This window comes from Curtobacterium sp. ME-Dv--P-122a (assembly GCF_030209645.1).
Taxonomy (GTDB): Bacteria; Actinomycetota; Actinomycetes; order Actinomycetales; family Microbacteriaceae; genus Curtobacterium; species Curtobacterium flaccumfaciens.
This window is the reverse complement of record NZ_JARVRO010000013.1, coordinates 46,220-65,766: the sequence shown is the minus strand read 5'-3', so window position 1 is coordinate 65,766 and position 19,547 is coordinate 46,220. Positions and strand designations below refer to the sequence as shown.

General features: G+C 69.8%; 18 protein-coding genes. 10 read left to right on the top strand and 8 right to left on the bottom strand.

Annotated features, from left to right (window positions below; all coding sequences use genetic code 11):
- Window positions 1-23 precede the first annotated feature (23 nt).
- The 4 genes from QRN49_RS13645 (at window position 24) to QRN49_RS13630 (ending at window position 3,513) form a co-directional block, all read left to right on the top strand.
- Entirely contained in the window at window positions 24-1,745 is a 1,722-nt protein-coding gene (locus QRN49_RS13645; protein WP_284756407.1) for a sensor histidine kinase, read from the top strand.
- Window positions 1,742-2,398 carry a response regulator gene (locus QRN49_RS13640; RefSeq protein WP_284756406.1) on the top strand — a complete coding sequence of 219 codons (657 nt, stop codon included), beginning with the start codon at window positions 1,742-1,744 and terminating at the stop codon, window positions 2,396-2,398. The genes QRN49_RS13645 and QRN49_RS13640 overlap by 4 nt, the downstream gene beginning before the upstream one ends.
- Window positions 2,399-2,506: 108 nt before the next feature.
- The gene (locus tag QRN49_RS13635; RefSeq protein WP_110864167.1) at window positions 2,507-2,821 is read left to right on the top strand and encodes an SdpI family protein; all 315 of its coding nucleotides are present in this window, start codon (window positions 2,507-2,509) and stop codon (window positions 2,819-2,821) included.
- Window positions 2,822-3,015: 194 nt separating this feature from the next.
- A complete protein-coding gene (locus tag QRN49_RS13630) occupies window positions 3,016-3,513 on the top strand; it encodes a hypothetical protein (protein ID WP_284756405.1) in 498 nt (165 codons plus the stop codon).
- A gap of 52 nt (window positions 3,514-3,565) precedes the next feature.
- On the opposite strand, the gene QRN49_RS13625 is transcribed toward QRN49_RS13630, so the two are convergent.
- Window positions 3,566-4,789: an endo-1,4-beta-xylanase gene (locus QRN49_RS13625; protein ID WP_284756404.1), complete on the bottom strand. Its 1,224-nt coding sequence runs from the start codon at window positions 4,787-4,789 to the stop codon at window positions 3,566-3,568.
- 457 nt (window positions 4,790-5,246) lie between these two features.
- On the opposite strand from QRN49_RS13625, the gene QRN49_RS13620 reads away from it, so the two are divergent.
- A complete protein-coding gene (locus QRN49_RS13620) occupies window positions 5,247-5,681 on the top strand; it encodes a hypothetical protein (protein WP_284756403.1) in 435 nt (144 codons plus the stop codon).
- 263 nt (window positions 5,682-5,944) lie between these two features.
- Here QRN49_RS13620 and QRN49_RS13615 read toward each other — a convergent pair whose 3' ends face one another.
- Window positions 5,945-6,394, bottom strand: coding sequence for a MarR family winged helix-turn-helix transcriptional regulator (locus QRN49_RS13615; RefSeq protein ID WP_209050911.1), 450 nt, complete (start codon window positions 6,392-6,394; stop codon window positions 5,945-5,947).
- An 83-nt stretch (window positions 6,395-6,477) separates the two neighbouring features.
- On the opposite strand from QRN49_RS13615, the gene QRN49_RS13610 reads away from it, so the two are divergent.
- A complete protein-coding gene (locus tag QRN49_RS13610; protein ID WP_284756402.1) occupies window positions 6,478-7,221 on the top strand; it encodes an SDR family oxidoreductase in 744 nt (247 codons plus the stop codon).
- Between the two features lie 77 nt (window positions 7,222-7,298).
- On the opposite strand, the gene QRN49_RS13605 is transcribed toward QRN49_RS13610, so the two are convergent.
- The 5 genes from QRN49_RS13605 to QRN49_RS13585 all read right to left on the bottom strand — a co-directional run bounded on the left by QRN49_RS13605 (window position 7,299) and on the right by QRN49_RS13585 (window position 13,871).
- Window positions 7,299-9,398, bottom strand: coding sequence for a beta-galactosidase (locus QRN49_RS13605; protein WP_284756401.1), 2,100 nt, complete (start codon window positions 9,396-9,398; stop codon window positions 7,299-7,301).
- A gap of 50 nt (window positions 9,399-9,448) precedes the next feature.
- Window positions 9,449-10,357 carry a carbohydrate ABC transporter permease gene (locus QRN49_RS13600; protein WP_110864171.1) on the bottom strand — a complete coding sequence of 303 codons (909 nt, stop codon included), beginning with the start codon at window positions 10,355-10,357 and terminating at the stop codon, window positions 9,449-9,451.
- Window positions 10,354-11,313 (bottom strand): carbohydrate ABC transporter permease, encoded by a 960-nt coding sequence (locus QRN49_RS13595; protein WP_284756400.1) that lies wholly within the window; start codon window positions 11,311-11,313, stop codon window positions 10,354-10,356. Before QRN49_RS13595 ends, QRN49_RS13600 begins: the two co-directional genes overlap by 4 nt.
- Window positions 11,314-11,324: 11 nt before the next feature.
- Window positions 11,325-12,662, bottom strand: coding sequence for an ABC transporter substrate-binding protein (locus tag QRN49_RS13590; protein ID WP_110892194.1), 1,338 nt, complete (start codon window positions 12,660-12,662; stop codon window positions 11,325-11,327).
- 147 nt (window positions 12,663-12,809) lie between these two features.
- A complete protein-coding gene (locus QRN49_RS13585; protein ID WP_209131651.1) occupies window positions 12,810-13,871 on the bottom strand; it encodes a LacI family DNA-binding transcriptional regulator in 1,062 nt (353 codons plus the stop codon).
- A gap of 285 nt (window positions 13,872-14,156) precedes the next feature.
- Between QRN49_RS13585 and QRN49_RS13580 the strand changes: the two genes are divergently transcribed.
- Complete coding sequence (locus tag QRN49_RS13580) at window positions 14,157-14,681, top strand: hypothetical protein (RefSeq protein WP_284756399.1); 525 nt, start codon at window positions 14,157-14,159, stop codon at window positions 14,679-14,681.
- A 250-nt stretch (window positions 14,682-14,931) separates the two neighbouring features.
- Window positions 14,932-16,251, top strand: coding sequence for a family 20 glycosylhydrolase (locus tag QRN49_RS13575; protein WP_284756398.1), 1,320 nt, complete (start codon window positions 14,932-14,934; stop codon window positions 16,249-16,251).
- 55 nt (window positions 16,252-16,306) lie between these two features.
- On the opposite strand, the gene QRN49_RS13570 is transcribed toward QRN49_RS13575, so the two are convergent.
- On the bottom strand, window positions 16,307-17,248 hold the full coding sequence (locus QRN49_RS13570) for a LysR family transcriptional regulator (RefSeq protein ID WP_017886883.1): 942 nt from the start codon (window positions 17,246-17,248) through the stop codon (window positions 16,307-16,309).
- A gap of 119 nt (window positions 17,249-17,367) precedes the next feature.
- Here QRN49_RS13570 and QRN49_RS13565 point away from each other — a divergent pair, with 119 nt between their 5' ends.
- Window positions 17,368-18,324: a putative oxygenase MesX gene (locus QRN49_RS13565; RefSeq protein ID WP_284756397.1), complete on the top strand. Its 957-nt coding sequence runs from the start codon at window positions 17,368-17,370 to the stop codon at window positions 18,322-18,324.
- A 37-nt stretch (window positions 18,325-18,361) separates the two neighbouring features.
- Window positions 18,362-19,411 (top strand): methionine synthase, encoded by a 1,050-nt coding sequence (locus QRN49_RS13560; RefSeq protein ID WP_284756396.1) that lies wholly within the window; start codon window positions 18,362-18,364, stop codon window positions 19,409-19,411.
- Window positions 19,412-19,547 lie beyond the last annotated feature (136 nt).

Here is a 19,547-nt window from a genome sequence, read left to right as displayed (position 1 = left end):
CTCGCCCTCCGTACGCTGGGGTCGTGACCGACGACCGTTCACGGCGCCCCAGGCTCCGCTTCGCCACCGAGGTGCTCGTGCTGCAGCTCGCCGTGGTGGTCGCCGTCGTCGCCCTGACCAGTGCCGTGTTCGTCCGGATCGAGGTCACCCGGCTCGAGCGTGCTGCCGAGGGGACCGCACTCGCGATCGCACAGAGCGTCGCCGCGCAGTCCGACGTCCGGGCCGCGGTCACCCGGTTGAGCGTCGACGGCACCCACCTCGACCCCGCGGTCCTCGCCGACGGGCCCGTCCAACGGGCGGCACTCGCAGCCCAGCGCCGGACCGGGGCACTCTTCGTCGTGGTCACCGACGACCGGGGCATCCGGCTGGCCCACCCCGACACCGACCGGATCGGCGAGATGGTGAGCACCTCCCCCGACGCCGCACTCGCGGGCCGCGAGACCGTGTCCTGGGCGCGCGGCACGCTCGGTGAGTCGGCGCGGGCGAAGGTGCCCGTCTCCGCGCCCGTAGCCGGCGGGGCGGAGACGAGCCGGGCCTCCCGGCAGTCCGCCGTCGTCGGCGAGGTGAGCGTCGGGTTCAACCGGGCACGCGTCTACGACACCCTGGTCGAGGACAGCATGCCGGTGATCGGTGCCGGACTGGCGGCGGTCCTGCTCGCGGTGATCGCCTCGGTGCTGATCCGGCGGCGACTGGTGCGGCTGACGCTCGGGCTGCAGCCGGAGGAGCTCGTGACGCTCGTGCAGAACCAGCAGGCCGTGCTGGGCGGTGTCGGTGAAGGCGTCATCGCGATCGGGCCGTCGGGGGTCGTCACCGTCTGCAACCCCGAAGCCGTGCGACTGCTCGGGCTGGTGGACGCGGTCGGCCGTCCGGTGGCATCGCTCGACCTGCCCGCGCCGCTCGGGTCGATGCTCGGCACTTCGTCGTCGACTGCTGCTCACACCCCGGCGAGCGCCACGATCGTCGCCGGGCACCGGGTGCTGCTCGTCGACGTCCGCACGGTGTTCCGCGACGGACGCGACCTGGGCCGGGTCGCCGTCCTGCGCGACCGCACCGACGTCGAGGCCCTGACCCGACGGCTCGACGCCGTCGGCGCGATGAGCACGGCGCTCCGCGCGCAGCGCCACGAGTTCGCGAACCGGCTGCACGCGATCTCGGGGCTGCTCGACATCGGCGAGACCGCCCGAGCGCGCGCGTACCTGGCGGACGTGCAGGAGCGGGGGCCGCTGCGCTACCCGGTGCAGCATGCCGACCGGCTGACCGAGCCGTACCTGCAGGCGTTCCTCGGAGCGAAGGGCGTCGAAGCCGCCGAGCGGGGCGTGCTGCTGCGGATCGGGGCGGAGACGCTCGTGCAGGGGACGATCACCGAGCCGGGCGACGTGACGACCGTGCTCGGCAACCTGGTCGACAACGCGGTGTCGGCGGCCCTCATCGGGGACGAGCAGTCGAGGGACGGCGGATCCCCGTGGGTGGAGGTCGAGGTGCTCGACGACGGCACGACGCTGCACCTGTCGGTGATGGACTCCGGGCCGGGGGTGCCGGCCGATGCCGCGGACTCGCTGTTCGTGCGCGGGCCGGCGGCTGCTCCTGCGTCGGAGGACGTCTCGCAGGTGCACGGGCTCGGGATCGGGCTGCCGTTGTCGCGGGAGATCGCCCGGCGGCACGGCGGTGACGTGTGGCTCGCCTCCCCCGGCGGTGCCGACCACGGCGCGGTCTTCTGCGCCCGACTGGAAGGAGTGGTGTCGTGAGTTCCGTCTTCGCCGTGCTGGTGGTCGACGACGACTTCCACGTCGCCGACCTGCACCGGCGGCAGGTCGACGAGGTACCGGGGTTCCGGGCGCTCGAGCCCGTCGGGACCCTCGCGGCCGCCCGCTCCGCGCTGTCGAGCGGCACCGTGGACCTGGTGCTCGTCGACGTGTACCTGCCCGACGGCAGCGGGCTCGACCTGCTGCGGTCGATCGACACCGATGCCTTCGTGCTGAGCGCCGCCTCGGACTCCGGCACCGTGCGGCGGGCGATGCGGAGCGGGGCACTCGCCTACCTGATCAAGCCGTTCACGGCCGGGGTGCTGGCCGAGCGGCTGCAGGCGTACGCGCGGTCGCGGAACGTGCTCGACGAGCGGTCGACCCTCGACCAAGAGGCCGTCGAGCGTGCGTTCCGGATCCTGCACGCCGGCGACAGCGGTGGGGCGTCGCCGTCCCGGGCGGCCACCGCGGCGCTGGTGCTCGAGCAGCTCGTCACCGGTGAGGAACGTTCCGCCGCCGAGGTGGCTGCGGCGATCGGGGTGTCGCGGGCGACGGCGCAGCGGTACCTGGCGCAGCTGACGGCGGACGGGACCGTGGCGATGCAGTTGCGGTACGGGGCTGCGGGGCGGCCGGAGCACCGGTACGTGCGGCGGTGACGGGCACTGCTGCCCCTTGCGTATTTCACCGGATACCGGCAGGTTGGTCTGACGCGCTCCGATTCAGCCACACACGCGAGCGCGGTGACCGATCCAGAAGGAGATCACGTGATCGCGATCGAGATGGCAGCCGCCGTCCTGACCATCGTCTTCGTCGTCCTGCCGGCACGCGGCACCATCGGCCGGAACGGGCTCGTGGGCATCCGTACCCGGGCGACCATGCGCAGCGACGAGAGCTGGATCATCGGCCACCGAGCAGCGATCGTCCCGACGAGCATCGCTGGCGGCGCGACCGTGGCAGTGAGCCTGGTCTACATCGCACTCGGACGCGCCGACGACATCCCCGCGTTCGTCGCGTGCGCCGCGATCCTCGTCGGCGGAGCCTTCTGGGGCGTGGTGGCCGCAGGACGCGCGACCAGGTGACGGCGAACGCGGGGGCCCGGGCGTGGTTCAGCGCTGACGCCTTCGAGCTGCTCGAGACGGTCGGCCCGTACCTCCAGGTCGTGGCGGTGCCGCACACCCACGCTGAAGATTGGCCCTTCCGGCCGCCTCAGGAGGGGCGCGCGCCGCCCTAGCCCTGTCCCTGGTCCGTGAGGCGCCATCCGGACGCCGTCTTCGTGAAGCAGAAACTCCACGTGCGCGTCCCGTTCATCGACTCCGATTCCTCCGACGCTCGACTCGTCACCGTCGTGTCCACGCAGGACTCCGTCCTGTGGCCAGGGTTGAACGGCACCGATTCCGCCTTGTCCGCGACGGTGTACTTCCGCAGCGTCGGGTTCCGGCACCACGCCCACGTGCTGTCGAGCGTCAACGCCTTCGTCACGTCACACCGCTGCGCCTTCGCCGCAGCCAGGTACACCTTCGTCACCTCGACAGAGGTTGCGGACGACGGCGGCAGGCGGGGCGAACTGCACCCGGTCACCAGTGCGAGCCCCGACGCCAGCACGGCGGTCGCGAGGAGCGAGCGCTGCACGAGCAGGAGCCGTCCGTGCGGTCTGCTCAAGCGCACCAAGTCCACCCCTCACGGTGCCGCGGACGGTCCGCTGGTCTCGCCCAGCAAAGCGCACCACCGCGATCAGAGCCATGAGCACCCCCACAGCCAGGTCCGCCGCTGACGGACTGGAGGCGCGGGGCGGGGCCGCACCGGGCCTCCAGTCCGTCAGGTGGTCACGCGACGATCTGCACCTGCGTGGGCACGTCGGTGACGGTGAACGGGGCGGACGTGCCACGCACGTCGATGCGGTAGTCGCCACGGAAACCGCGGACCTGCACCCGACCGCGGTCGTCGGTGCGCAGCACCGTCGGGCCGAGCCACCACTCCTCCTTGACCAGGCGGCGGAGCGCGTCGTAGGACGGCTTCGGGCTGCCGTCGGCGCGGACGAGTCCGATCGGGGCGCCGAGCCAGGCGCCGGCGTCGGTGATGCCCCAGTAGGTGATCGCCTCGACGGAAGGGTGGCCGACCAGGCTCCGGTAGTGCCGTTCGAGGTCGTCGGCCTGGCGCGCCTCGCCCTCGGGCGTCGACGGCCACGAAGCGACCTGGTGGTCGTTGAGGTCGACGATGTGCGCGGGCATGAGGTCACCGGAGACGAGCGAGGTCTCGGTCAGGTGCAGCGGCAGGCCGTAGCGGGCGAACCGGTCGACCATCGCGAGCATCGTGTCCTCGCCCCAGTAGCCCTGGTGCATGTGGGTCTGCAGTCCGATGGCGTCGATCTGCACGCCGGCTTCGAGCACGCCCTCGATCAGGCACTCGTACGCACTCGACAGGTCGAAGTCGTTGAGCAGCAGGGTGGCGTGCGGATTGGCGGCGCGGGCCTCCTCGAAGGCCATCCGGATCATCGGGATGCGGCCCTTGGCCCGGGCGAGCGGGGTGATCGCGTTGTCGCCGTTGTCGAACACCGGCATGATGACGACCTCGTTGATGGCGTCCCAGGTGTCGATCGTGCCGGCGAAGGCGGAGACCTCGCGGCGGATGCGCTCGCGCTGGAGCCGCTCGACCTCGTCCAGCGGGAGCCCCAGCAGCCAATGGGGCTGCACGGTGTGCCAGACCAGCGGGTGCCCCTTGAGGGCGATGCCGCGGTCGCGGAACCACTGCGCCGTCGTCAGGAGCCTGACGGTGTCCGGGGCTCCGCGCTCGGGCTCGAAGCGGCCCCAGTAGAACGGGAGCGTCGCGGTGTTGAAGACGTCGGTGTAGAGGTCGGCGAGGTGCTCGGTGCCTGCTTCGTCCTGCGCTTCGGCGTTGGCCAGTTCGATGAAGTCGAAGCCGATGTTGCCGAAGGCGAAGGCATGGCGGGTCTGCTCGACGGTGATGTCGGCATCGGGGATGGGTGCGCCGGTGGCATCGACGACCGTCAGGGTCGCCTCGCCGAAGCGGTGCTCTGGTGCGTGCGTCATCGCGCGTCCTCCGACGTCGTCGTCCGGGATTTGTTGTGCGCGCAAACATAGCAGCGGAGGGGGTGGGCGTCACGCCGTAGATTGATGGGGTGAACTCGCAGAAGCACTGCGCTCGACGCACCTCACGGTGGACGCCGGTGCTCGTCTGCGTGTTCGGGGCCACGCTTGCGCGGGTCGCTGGCCAGATGCTCCTTGGCCAAGGATCAGACTTACCAGAGCCCGGACTTCTGATGCTGACCACAGGGGCGATGAGCAGGACTGACGGAATCCCGTGATCGATCCGGAGCGTGCAGACTCACCCTTCTTCCGGGCCCCCGACGGCCGCGTGTACGTCGACCGTGACGGCCCCGCCGCCGACACCGCGTCTCGGTGGCGCCGACTCCACGATCCCGCTGGCGTGCGCAGTCAGCACCGGCTCGCAACAGCGTCCGCCTTGGCGGTCTTCGCGATTGGGTACATGGCAGGCGGCGCGTTCGGCTTCGTGGTCGCGCCGCCGCTGCTGCCCGGAGACGAGCCAGTCGTTGCCCGACTCATCGGCGTGGTCCTCGGCGGAGGCGTCGTCGCCGTCCCCGCGATGCTCTTCGCCTTCTTCCGCAGCGCCACCCCCGACCGTCGAGTGATCCCGGTACCAGACGAGGTGCTGCAGCATGCGCCGCCGGCTGCGTCGAGTTCCGACATCTGGCGGTGGTCCGTAGCGGTCGCTGACGAGGCCGCGGAGCGCCGGACGATCGGGTACGAGACGAACGTCGAGCGCCCGACGGACGTCGCTCGTGCGGATCGCGCGACCGCTCGGTACGGCGAGGTGTACCGCGCGTACCTCACGGCTGCTGCCGAGCTCGGGTTGCGGCCGAGGGAGCCTGCCATCGACATACCGCCCACTTCTTCCGACTGACCACCCGGATAGCGTGACCCTCGCGCAGGACACGGTCACCTCGAAAATGCAGCCAGCCGGAGGATTGCGCACGAGCTGCGGTCGAGCGGAGATCCGTTGACGAGCCCCTTATCAGCTGGTCGAGCCGCTCCCGGTCATCTCTCCGTAATCGCCGTCGGCACATTGCGACTCAGCGTCGATGCTGTAGCCACCCACTGTGGAAGCGAGGAAAGCGCGGACCACCGCCGTCACCTCCGGGTCGGCCCTGCGGCGTCGCCTGTGGGTCAGGCGGACTGACCACCGTGACCGGAGAGAGCCCGGTCGAGCAGGTGGATGAGATCCTTCCGCTCCTTCGTGGACAACGCGGCGAGCAGTTCGTCCTGCACGGCATCCGCGAGCACCTGGATCTCGGCGAGCCTGACCCGACCAGCGGCCGTGATCGTGACGACGTTCCGCCGGCGGTCTGTCGGGTCGGGCTCCCGAGTCACGGCTTCGTCTCCTTCGAGCCGGACGACGATGCCGTTGACGTTGTTGCGGTCCAGGCCCAGCGCCCGACCGATCTCAGCCTGACTCAGCGCGCCGTTCTCGTCGAGCGCTGCCAGCACCGCGAAGTCGGACCGCGCTTCGAGGGGCATCCGGGCGCTGGTCAGGCGCGCACCGATCGTGGCGAGTCGCCCGGCCTGCCAGCTCACGAGCGTCCGGAGCGCCTGAGGTGGAGTGGGGTCGTCGGACATGCCCGAAGACTATCAGTTGGTGTAACCAACCAGTTGGGCTTATCGTTGGTCAAACCAACATTGGTCTCACCAAGGAGTCGAACATGTCCACAGATCCCGTCAACCCTGACCTCTCAGGTCGTCGCGTCCTCGTGCCGGGCGGCACGGGCGGTGTCGGGGAGGGCATCGTCCGCGCCTACCTCGACGCTGGTGCCGACGTCGTCGTCCCCACCCGTTCCGATGCGCGCGGCACAGAACTCCGCGCCGCGCTCGGCGCGATCGGCACCTCCCAGCTGCTGCACCTGCCGACGCACGACTACACGTCCTTCGCCGGGGCGGAAGCACTCGGTGCCGAGATGACCGAACGGCTCGGAGGCATCGACGACGTGGTCGTCCCCGTTGGCGGATGGTGGCAGGGCGGGCCCCTGACCACCATCGACGAGGACGACTGGGCGGGAGCGTTCACCGGGCTCGCAACGGCGCACATGGCACTGGCGCGGGCGATCGTCCCGCGGCTCAGTGGCGTCGGCGCGTACACGGTGGTCGTCGGGCAGTCCGCGGAGTTCCCGGTTCCGGGCAGCGGCCTGGTGAGCATGGAGCAGGCCGCGGTGCTCATGATGCAGCGGGTCCTCGCGGCGGAGTCGCCGGACGAGCGTGTCCACGCGCTCGTGCTCGGGCCGGTGCGGACCCGGTTCGTCGACGGCGAGCCGGAGTGGGTCCCGGCGTCCGAGGTCGGTGCCGCCGCCGTCGCATTGTCCCTGGCGACGGGCATCGGCAGCCGCTCCGTCTCACTCGCGTCGTCGACGGAAGCCCGAACGGCGACGGAGGCGTTCCGGGCCGCGGCCTGACCACTGTCCGAGTGCCGCTGTTGCACAGAAGGAGCAGGCGGACCGTCCGACCCGACGGCCCGCCTGCTCCGGTCTCGCTAGGCGACGACGACCACCCGGACGTCCCACGGCCCGAGCTCGAGCACGGCATCCGCGTCGAGTGCCGTGCCCTCGAACAGGTCCTCCACGGCGACCGGCACCGCGTACGTGCTCGGTCCCCACGACCAGTTGTGGATGACGTGCACCGTCTCGCCACGACCGTTGACCGAGCTCGCGACCGACTGCGTGTCGGCCTGCGGCTGCCAGCTCGGCGACCCGCTGCCCTGCGCGACCGCCCACTCCGTGATCGCCGCGGCGAGCGCCGGATCCGGGACGGTCCCGACGTAGGTGACCCGACCGGCTCCGTGCGACCGGGTGGTCACCGCCGCGAACCGACCGTGGTGCGGGTGGTCGTACCCGACGAGCACGTCGGCGTCGTCGACGAGCAGGCCGTCCGCCCACCGGGTGGCCGTCGCCCCGGCCGGCACGGTGAACCCGTGCTCAGCGGCAGCGGCTCCGGCGGACACCGGGATGCGTCGGCCGAGGTTGCTGAACTCGTCGTAGTGCACGCCCGCGGGCACGTCGAGGAACGCGGGCTTCCGTTCGAGCCGCGCACGGGCTTCTTCGTCCTCGTACCCGGTGCGGATGCCGACGACCAGGTGGCCACCTGCCTCGGCGTAGGCGGCGAGCCACTGCAGCTGGGCGTCGGTCGCGATGGTGAACGCGGCAGCGACGAGCACCGGACGCTCCGCGGCGACGGACGCCGGCTCACGGTCGAAGACCTGCGACGGGTGCACGGTGTTCGCCTGCAGACCCGCATCGAAGACGCCTCGGGCGTAGGCGTCGTAGATCGTCTGCCACGAACGCCGGTCGGGCTCCATGCCGTCGCCGAGCGCCGGGTGCTCGTTCAGCGCCCACTTCGACTCGTTCGAGAACAGCAGGGCGACGTCGGCGTGCGGGCGGAGGCCGGCGACCCGGTCCCCGGCGTGCGCGAACTCCGCTCCGATCCGGGCGATCTCCTCGTAGGTGCGACCGGGCTGCTGCGAGTGCGGCAGGACGCCACCCCAGTACGTCTCGACGCCGTAGTGCAGCGTGTGCCAGTGCCAGTACTCGATCATCGACGCGCCTCGGGACACGAGCGCCCAGGCGGCCTGGCGCCACTGCCCTTCGTAGGCCGGTTCGTTCATCCACGAGAACCCGATGGCCTGCGCGTTGGTCTCGGTGACCAGGAACGGTGCCTGCTTCGACCCGTACATGCGGTCGCCTGAGGCGAAGATCGACCAGGCACCGGACGAGGTCCAGAACTGTGCGGGTTCCTCGGCACTCGGCAGCTCGAGGGCGTCCTGCATCCGGTAGTACGGGTTGCCGGCGGTGACGTCGAGCGTCCGGGTGAGCACCTCGTCCTCGACGGTCGGCCGCTCGTAGGCGATGCACGTGGTCACGAACTGGTCCGGACGCGAGTACTCCCGCACGACCGATGCCTGCCAGGCGATGAAGTCCGTCGTGATCGAGGCCTGGAACCGGCGCCAGGCAAGGTCGTACTGCGGCTGCGCGTTGCCGTCCGGCGTCCACAGGTCCGCCCAGGTGGACAGCCGGTGGGACCAGTAGGTCAGGCCCCACTCCTCGTTCAGCCGCTCGACGCTGCCGTAGGTGTGGCGCAGGTGGTCGACGAAGCGTTGGAACACCTCGGGGTTCGCGATGAGCTCGTTGCCCGGTTCGTTGTCGACCTGGTAGCCGATCACGGCGGGGTGCTCGGCGTAGCGGGCGACGATCTTCCGGATGACCCGCTCGGCGTGGAACAGGAACGCCGGGTGGGCGTAGTCGATCTCCTGCCGGGCACCCCAGCCCATCGCCTCGCCGTCGGTGCGGCGGCGGACGTTGATCTCCGGCACGATGCGGGCGAGCCACATCGGCACGGCGTACGTGGGTGTGCCGAGGATCACCCGGATTCCGTGTTCGTGGGCGGCGTCGAGCACCGGTGCGAGCCACTCCAGGTCGAAGCGGCCGTTCTCCGGCTCCCAGGTGCTCCAGACGGACTCACCGACGCGGATGACCGAGAAGCCGGCCTCCTGCATCAGGCGCATGTCCTCGTCGAGCCGAGGGGTCGGCTGGTACTCGTGGTAGTAGGCGGCGCCGAAGAGGACGCGGTCGTGCTGCATGGTGCTGGGTGCTCCGTTCGAGAAGGATCGGTGGTGGGTGCGGGTGTCGGTCATCCCTTGACCGCCCCCGCGGTCAGCCCGTCGAGCAGCTGCTTGCGGAGGAGCAGGAACACGAGGATCGTCGGCACGCTCGCCAGCACGGCCCCGGCGAGCACCAGGTCGTACGACCGGTTCTCCGACGCGAAGATCGCGTTGAGGCCGAGGGGCAACGTGTACTGGCTCGAGTCGGACAGCAGGACCAACGGCCACTGGAACGAGTTGTAGCTCTGCAGGAAGCTCCACACCGCCAGGGCGCCGAGCGACGGTCGGAGCAGCGGGAGCACGACCCGGCGGAACGTGCCGAACTCGGAGTTGCCGTCGATGCGGGCCGCCTCGATGAGTTCGTCGGGGATCGCCTGCACGATGAACTGCTGCATCATGAAGATGCCGAACGCCGGCGCCACCCACGGCACGACGAGCGAGAACCAGGGGTTCGTCAGCCCGGACTTCACCACCAGGATGAAGAGCGGCACGAGGATCACCGCGAACGGCACCGAGAGCGACGAGAACATCACGGCGAACAGGATCCGCTTCCCCCGGAACCGGAACTTCGCGAAGCCGTACCCGGCCATCGCGCAGACGAACACGGACACGACGGTCGCGATCAGGGCGGTGCCCACACTGATGCCGAACCAGGCCCAGAACGGCTGGGTGGCGAGCAGGTTCGTGTAGTTCTCCCCCGTCGCCGGGCTCGGGATGAGCGTGGGCGGTGTCGCGAAGATGTCGCCACGCTGCTTGAACGAGCCGGACAGCGCCCAGAGCAGCGGGAAGACGAAGACCAGCAGCAGTGCCACGAGTGTGGCGTAGAGCAGGCCGCGGCGAGCGATCCAGCCCCTGGTGCGGGGCGGGCCGGACCGGGGCGCCCGGCTTCCGGCGGTCGTGACGGCCCGGGTGTCCGGGCGGTCGGTGGTGGCGGTCATGCGTCCCTCCCGATGGCGAGTGCGCGGTTGAGGATCTGGCTGACGCCGAACACGACGACGAACAGCACGACACCGGCGGCTGCCGCGTACCCGAACTGCTGCCGTTCGAAGGCGGCGCGGTAGATGAACATGGCGACGGAGAGCGTGGCTTCGCCCGGACCGCCCTTGGTGAGCAGGTAGGGCTCGTCGAACAGCTGCGCGGCACTGATGAAGCTCGTCACCACGACGAACGCCGTGACCGGTCGGATCGCCGGGAGCGTCACGTTGGTGAACTTCCGGAAGGTTCCTGCCCCGTCGAGCGACGCGGCCTCGTACTGCTCGGGCGACACGTTCTGCAGTGCTGCCAGGAAGAAGATCGTCAGGTACCCGACCGTGCGCCACAGGAGCACGAAGCCGATGGCGACCTTCGCGAGGGTCGGGTCGCCGAGCCAGTCGGTGTTCGGCAGTCCGAACAGCGCCTTGAGCGTGGCGTTGAGCAGTCCGTAGTTCGTGTCGAACACCAGGCTGTAGATGAGCGCGATGACGATCGGCGACAGCACCATCGGGATGAAGAACGTCACCCGGAACAGGTCTCGGGCGCGGAGTCCCTTGGCGTTGAGCGCCTGCGCGACCAAGAGCGAGCACGGCCCGATGACGAACACGGCGATGAGTGTGTAGATCAGCGAGTTGACCAGGGCGGTGCCGAAGCTGGTGTCCCGGAACAGGTTCGCGTAGTTGGACAGGCCGATCCAGTTCGGCGTGCCGAGGCCGACCCACTCGGTGAGTGACAGGTACACGGCGGCGAGCACCGGCACGATCATGAACAGGCCGTACAGCACGTAGAACGGCGCGATGAAGAGGTACGGCGCGCTGCCACCGTTCGTGTTCAGGCGGCGGCGACGGCGACGGCGATCGGGTGGATCGGTGGTGGTCGTGGTGGCGGACACCGGGATGCCGGTGGCGGTTGATGTGGACAACGTCGTCCTCCTCAGGCGCGGGTCTGGCCGCGGAAGTCGGCCGCAGCGGCGTCGAGCGCCTGCTTCGGGGAGATCTGGCCCTTGTAGGCCTTGATGAGGTAACCGCTCAGGACGGTCTGCAGGATCGAGGCATCGGCGCTCTGGTGCTGCGAGGGCACGTCGTCGACGACCGACTTGTAGACGCCGAACAGCTGCTGCCCGCCGAAGTACGGGTCGCTCAGCGCCGCGAGCCGCGGGTCGTCGTAGACCGAGCGGAGCGTCGGCAGGTAACCGAGGTCCTGATAGCGCTTCACTTGCTGGTCCGGGTCGAGGTACGCGGCGAGCACCAGGTCGATCCCGGCCTTCGTGAGCGGCTTGTCGCGGAGCACCGAGAACCCGGTACCGCCGCCGACGCTCGTCGTGCTGCCACCACCCGCGAACCGGGGCAGGTTCCGCACCTTCCACTTGCCCTTCTGCTCGGGCACGTTCGGCTTGATGCCGTAGCTGGCGTACCAGGAGGGCATGTCGACGGCCAGGATCGTGCCCCCCTTCAGCCCGGACTGCAGGCTCGGTCCGTACATGTCGGCGACCGTCGCGATGGCACCGGACTGCACACCGTCGACCAGGAACTGCAGGGTGCGTTCGGCCTCCGGCGTCTGGATGTCGATGCCGCCGTCCTCGTCGTACAGGTCGCCGCCCCGCTGGAGCAGCAGGATCTGGTAGCTCTGCAGCGTGCCGCCCGGATCGGTGACCGCCACGGCGTGCAGCGAGACACCCTTGCTCTTGTTGAGCTTCGCGCCGACGTCCATGTACTCCTCCCACGTCGTCAGGTCGTCGGGGATGCCGAGGGCCTCGAACTGGTCGGCTCGGTGGTAGTAGACGCACAACGGGGTGTCCGAATCGAGCGCATAGAGGTGCCCGTCCTTCGAGAACGGCGTGAGTCGTGCAGCGATCAGGTCGTCCTTGCGCGACGCCACCGACGGCGAGAGGTCGCTCAGCAGTTCGGCAGCGATGTCCCCGCGGAGCATCCGGCAGAACGCCCCGATCTCGAGCCCGGCGACGTCCGGCGTCCCCGTGCCGGCGACGGCCTGCGCGATGAGCTTGGTCGGGATGTCCGCCGCCGCGATCGTGGTGATGTCGAGCGCGAAGTCGAAGTCCGACTTCCGGTCGGCGACCGGCAACGCCTCGGTGAAGAACTTCTCGTAGCCGGGGTCGTGGGTCCAGAAGGACAGGTCGGCGCGTCCGGAACGGACGGCGGCCGTCGACTGCGGGGAGCAGCCGGCGAGCAGCGCGCCGAGGGCGATGCTGCCGCCAGCGGCGGCGCCCCACCGGAGCAGGTCGCGTCGGCTCGGCCCACGGCCTGGAGGCACGGGTGGCGCAGGTGGGGAAAGTCGCCTGGGTACTGGGGTCACGGAGGTCTCCTGACGTCGTCGTCGAGGTGCGTGCGGAAGTGGCAGTGAGCGCGCGTGAGCGCTCACTCACGGGACGGACGCGGGCCGCGCCTCCCGTCCGGGGGTTCAGTCGGCGGGGCGGAGGTGACGCCGCTCAGCGGACGGCGGCGCGCTGGTGGCGCGCGTGATCAGCTGGCCGGGCAGCATCCGGTGGCGCTCGGCGGGCGGGTGGCCGTCGAGGGTGCGGAAGAGGCGGTGCATCGCGAGGCGGGTGGCCTCGTCGAAGTCCTGACGGATGGTCGTGAGCGGCGTCGGCAGGTACGCCGAGATCGGCATGTCGTCGAAGCCGACGACGCTGACGTCACCCGGCACGGACAACCCGTGCTGCTGGATGGCGGACATCGCGCCGATCGCCATCTGGTCGTTCGCGACGAAGACCGCCGTCAGGTCCGGACGGCCGAGCAACGAGCGCATGGCCTCGTAGCCGCTCTGCGGCGACCAGTCCCCCTCGACCGGCGCGTGCTCGGCGACGCCGGCGTCCTGCAGCGCCGCCCGCCACCCCGCCAGCCGGCGCGAACTCGAGGTCCAGTCCGCCGGACCCGCGATGTGCCACACGGTCTCGTGCCCGAGGGCCAGCAGGTGATCGGTGGCCGCGAACGCAGCGCCGCTCTCGTCCAGACCGACCGCCAGGGTGTTCTCTCGGTCGGCGACGTCCGGCGGCCCGAGCGTCAGCACCGTCACGCCCTGGGGCAGGCGGAGCTGGTCCATCTGGTTCTCAACCGGCTCGGAGAAGACGATCGCCTCGACGTCCTGGCCGACGAGCGAGTCGACCGCCGGCTGGAGCTCGGATGCGGTCGCGGCGACGGTCCGGACGATGGCCAGGCTGTACCCGTTCGTGCGGCACGCCTGCTCGACGCCGGTGAGCATGGCGGTCGGGCCGTACAGGTTCGTGCCGATGGTGATGAGACCGATCCGGCGGGAGCGCTGCGACTTGAGGGAGCGGGCGGCTGCGTTCGGGCGGAAGCCCAGTTCGTCGATCGCCTTGAGGACCCGGGCGCGGACCGCCTCGGTGACGTGCGGTTCGTCGTTCACCACGCGGGAGACGGTCTTCTGGGAGACGCCGGCCAGGGTCGCGACGTCGGTCATGGAGGCCGGACGGAGGCGATGAACCGATGCGTTGCCGCTCATCGTCAGCTCCTTCGCTGCTCCGTGGGACCGGCCAAGACCGGATGTGGGAGCAAGACAACCACGGGATTGTCTACGTAGTCAAGAGCGATTCCGCGGTGGTCATCGCAGCTGCAAGGTTGTGGTTCGTATTGATGTGCAGCATTCTGGATCGGTCGGCCGTGCCGAGGCGCGAACCGAGAGGAAGAACATGAAGAAGATCCGGGTCGCATGCCACGCGGGCGGAGACAGGCGGTGAGGGCGTCAGGCACCCGACCCTCCGCTCGCAGAGCTGCCACCGCCGCCTTGATGGTCACCACCACCGGCGCCTCGCTGCTGGCGGTCGACAACCTGCTCGGCTTCATCGGAACGCATCTGATCGCAGCAGGGCCAGTGTTGATGGTCGCTGCGATCTCGGTGTCAGCAGGAGTCGTCGCCGCTGCCGGTGCTGCGCTCGCTCACGAAGCCGCGCACCTCGTCTTCGCGGCCGCCACTGTCGTCTTCGTGGGCGCTCTGTCGCCGGCGACCAGCAGCCAGCTGTGGCTCCCCATCGCGGTCATCCTGCAGGCGCTCGTCCCGTTGGCCTTCGCAGCCGCCGGGCTGCTGGCCCTTCGCGGTTCGCGGAACTCCACCGCGGTGCGGGTCCTCGCGGTGATGCTCGTGGGGTTCGCCGCCGCTTGGATCGTCACCGCGTTCATCCCGGTGGCGCTCGTGGCATTCCTCCTCGCACAGGCCGGCACGCTGGTCGTCGGGGCTGTCCTCAGCCTGCAGCCGATTCTTCGCCGAGGTCGGAGTCTTGCGCGTGCGCTGTGGTCGAGCGCGGAGGTCCGCTGAGGAGTCCCGCTGCACGCCGCTGGGCGGTGTGCGTTCGACGCAGGGCGGATACGATCGTGCGCGCATCCTGATCCAGCGAGGGCAACGGGTGTTCGAGGGGGAGGACATCGTGGTGCGTCAGCAGGGGCACGTGGGTCCCGGATCGTCTGCCAGACGCACGCTCGCGGTGGGTCTGGCGATCGCCGTGTCGGCGGCAGCTCTGGTCGGCATCCGTGCAACGGCAGGATCAGCGGACACCGCAGCCTCGACGGTGACGGTCACGAAGGTCACCGCGTCCACCACCGGCACCGCCGTGCGCACCACCCTGAAGGTCAAGAACACCGCCTCGGTGCGGAAGCCGGCTTCCTCCGCGTGGCTGTACCTGTCCGCCGGCACGAAGAAGTACACGCTCGGCCGGGTCGCGGTGAAGGCACTCGCCGCTGGTTCGAGCACCTCGGTCACCGCAGTCCGCGGGACGCCCTCCCGTGCCACGGCCGGCAAGTACTCGGTCCTCGCCTGCGCCGGTGCGTACTCGGCGAAGCAGTGCCGCACGTCGACCGCGACCGTCACCACCAAGCCGACGAAGCGCGCGCGTCCGGAGACTGGCGTGATGCTCGACGTCGCTCGCGCCTACTACCCCGTGGCGTTGCTCAAGCGGTACATCGACCTCCTCGCCGACGACGGCGGCCGCTTCCTGCACCTGCACCTCACCGATGACCAGAACGTCGGGATCGAGAGCACGGTGCTCGGCCAGACCCTCGCCAACGCTGATCTCGACCACGGCGTGTACACGAGCCGCGTGACCCATCGCCCGTTCCTGAGCGCCGCGCAGGCACGCTCGATCGCCGCCTACGGGGCGAAGCGAGGCGTCGCGATCGTGCCGGAGATCGACACCCCCGGACACATGGCCGCCGCCTTCGCCCTGCTCGAGGCGGAACACGGCACGAAGTGGGTCGACCGCATCCGTTCGGGCGAGAACGAACTCGACACGTCGGCGCCCGAGAGTCTCGCGTTGGCGAAGAAGCTGTACGCAGAGGTGCAGCGGACCTTCCCCTCCAGCCGAACCGTGCACATCGGCGGCGACGAATGGGGCGACGACGTCACCGCCGCTCAACGCGTCGCCTGGATGAACGCGATGGCGGCCACGGTCGGCAACCGCGAGGTCTGGGCCTGGAACGACGGGATCGATCGAGTCGCGGTCGGGCGACTGGACCCGCGCATCCACGTCACGTACTGGAGCTTCGACGGCGACACCGAGGACGCAGCCGAGCGGCGCGAACGCCGAGCGCGGCGGGCGAGTGCGGTCGACCTGCAGAAGGCCGGCATCGACCTGCTCAACTACAACTCGTACTACCTCTACGAGGTGCCGACGGACCTCGACCCGGCCGACAGCGAGTACACGGTCGCCGACCTCCGCGAGAACTGGTCACTCCGGGCGTGGGACGGCGACTCCGGGTCGCTGCTCGCGGCTCCGATGTCGGGCGCCGCCGTCGCGATCTGGGGTGAAGACCTCGAGGACCCGCCATCTGACGCGCTCCTGCGGTGGAGCGCGCCGCACGTGACGGCGATGATCGAGACCGCAGCCTCCTGACGGACGCGTGTCGTGCCTCCAGGCCGATCGCCGGAGCCGCGGACCCGCCGCCTGCCTACCCGAGCGGCTCGACGCCGTAGCTGGTGACCACCGCACGCAACTCGTCCAGGTACGCCTGCGCCTGCACGGTGAGGGGAACCGACGCGTGCGCGATCCAGCCGATCTCGATGCGCTCGTCGACGTCGAGGGGGATGGCGACGATCTCGGGATCGAGGTCGTCGCTGATGAGCCCGGTCGAGATCGTGTACCCGCCGAGGCCGATCATGAGGTTGAAGATCGTCGCCCGGTCCGAGACACGGATCTCCCGCTTGCTCGACATCGTCGACAGGATCTCCTCGGCCAGGTAGAAGGAGTTGTTCGCACCCTGGTCGAACGTGAGCCGCGGCAGGTCCGCGAGGTCCTCGAGGGTCGCACGCTCCCGCGACGCGAGCGGGTTCCGCTTGGCCACGAAGATGTGGGGCTGTGCGACGAACAGCGGTGTGAACACGACGCCGGCGTCCCGCAGCAGCTTGCCGAGCACCTGCTTGTTGAAGTCGTTGCGGTAGAGGATGCCCACCTCGCTGCGCAGCGTGCGGACGTCTTCGATGATGTCCCAGGTGCGCGTCTCGCGCAGCGAGAACTCGTACTCGTCCGCAGCTGCTGCTTCGACCATCCGGACGAAGGCCTCCACCGCGAACGAGTAGTGCTGGGCTGACACCCCGAGCAGCCGACGCGACCGCTGGCCGCCGACGTAGCGCTGCTCGAGCAGGGAGACCTGCTCGACGACCTGCCGGGCGTACCCGAGGAACTCGACGCCGTCGACGGTGAGGACGACCCCTCGGGCCGATCGGGTGAACAGCGGGCGCCCGATCCGCGTCTCCAGGTCCTTCATCGCCGCGGACATCGTCGGCTGCGACACGTAGAGCAGGTCGGCCGCTGCGCTGATCGAGCCCTCTGTCGCGACCTCGATGAAGTACCGGAGCTGTTGCAGGGTGATGTCGTTCGAGACACGTGCCATAGGCCGAGGCTATACCGGTGCATAGCGTCTCGGTATTACCTGATGGCCTGGGAATCCCGCCATGATCGAGGCACCCCTTCCCCAGCGCCCGCGGGCGCTCGACGAACAGATTGCCGACCATGGCGAACGACCTCACCTTCCGCATCACCCGGACCCGGTTCGACGAGGACTACTCCCCCGCCGACAGCTCCCGGCTGACCACGAACTTCGCCAACCTGGCGCGCGGCGAGCACCGTCAGCAGAACCTCCGCGCTGCGCTGGCGATGATCGACGGGCGAGCGAACGAGCTGGCCGCGGCGCACGACCGCTACCGTCTGCAGCTCGACATCGTCTCGGTGGCGCTGGAGTTCTCCGACGGCGGTTCCGACGCGGAGTTCCCGTTGCTCGAGATGCTCGACGTCACGATCGTCGACGAGCACAACGGCGAGCGCCACCGCGGGATCCTCGGCAACAACTTCTCGTCGTACCTGCGCGACTACGACTTCTCGGTGCTGCTGCCGTCGTCGCCGTCGCTGCCGTCCGACTTCGGCCAACTGCACGGGGCGCTCTTCCAGCGCTTCCTGGAGTCCTCCGCGTTCCACTCGAACTTCAGTGCCGAGCCCGTCGTGTGCATCAGTGTCTCGACGAGCCAGACCTACCGCCGCTCCGGGTACGTCCACCCGGTCCTGGGCGCCGAGTACGAGCACGAGCACTCCTCGCTCACCGACGACTACTTCGGCCGGATGGGCATGCGGGTCCGGTACTTCCAGCCCGCCGGGGCGGCTGCCCCGCTCGCGTTCTACACGCGCGGCGACCTGACCGGCGACTACACGGACCTCCAGCTCATCGGCACGATCGCCACCATGGAGACGTTCCAGAAGATCTACCGCCCGGAGGTCTACGCCGCGAACACCCCGTCCGGCAGCACCTACCGCCCCACCCTCGACCACACCGACTTCACGCCCACCCCGGTGACGTACGACCGCGAGGAGCGCAGCCGCCTCGGGATCACGCAGGGCCGGTGGACCGAGGAGCACCTGGTGCGGCCGCACCACGCACTCCTCGCCCGGTGGGCTGACCCCGCCCTCGCGCGCTGACCCCCTCTGCCCTTCGACTGACTGGACCGTCACACCCATGCGTTCTCTCCTCCCCACCTCGATCGTCGGCAGCCTGCCGAAACCGTCCTGGCTCGCCGAGCCCGAACGGCTCTGGTCCCCCTGGGAGCTGCAGGGAGCAGCACTGACCGAGGGCAAGCAGGACGCCCTCCGATCCGCCGTGCACGAGCAGGAGCGCCGCGGCATCGACATCGTCAGCGACGGCGAGCAGACCCGCCAGCACTTCGTCACGACGTTCATCGAACACCTGGACGGCGTCGACCTGGAGCGCAAGGAGACCGTCCGCATCCGCGACCGCTACGACGCAGCCGTCCCGACTGTCGTCGGCGCCGTCAGCCGCCGGGCGCCCGTGTTCGTGGACGACGCCCGCTTCCTGCGCGCGCAGACGGACCGGCCGATCAAGTGGGCGCTCCCCGGCCCGATGACGATGATCGACACCCTCTCCGACCAGCACTACAAGAGCCGCGAGAAGCTGGCGTGGGAGTTTGCCACGATCCTCAACCAAGAGGCACGCGAACTGCAGGACGCCGGCGTCGACATCATCCAGTTCGACGAGCCCGCCTTCACCGTCTTCCACGACGAGGTGCAGGACTGGGGCGTGGCCGCGCTCGAGCGTGCAGCCGAGGGCCTGCGCGCCGAGACCGCCGTGCACATCTGTTACGGCTACGGCATCGAAGCGAACAACAAGTGGAAGGAGACGCTCGGGGCGGAGTGGCGGCAGTACGAGCAGTCCTTCCCGCTCCTGCAGCAGTCGTCGATCGACATCGTGTCGCTCGAGTGCATCCACTCGCACGTTCCCCTCGAGCTCGTCGAGCTGATCCGCGGCAAGAAGGTCATGCTCGGAGCGATCGACGTCGCGACCGAGACCGTGGAGACCCCGGAAGAGGTCGCGGAGGTCCTGCGTCGGGCGCTCGAGTTCGTCGATGCCGACAAGCTCATCCCGAGTTCCAACTGCGGGATGGCGCCCCTGGCGCGTGGTGCCGCGCTGGACAAGCTCGGCGCGCTGTCCGCTGGTGCGGACATCGTGCGGGCTGAGCTCGTCGGCACGGCGGTCCCGTCGGCGCGCTGACCGCTGCGAGACACCACGGCGGCTCTCTTCCGGAAGGAGGAGAGCCGCCGTTCGTGTTGCGTCCGCTGCGTGCGCGGGCTTTCGGTCCGGCCTGGAGGCGCGGCTGCGCTCCGACTGGCAGGTCACGCCGGCAGTG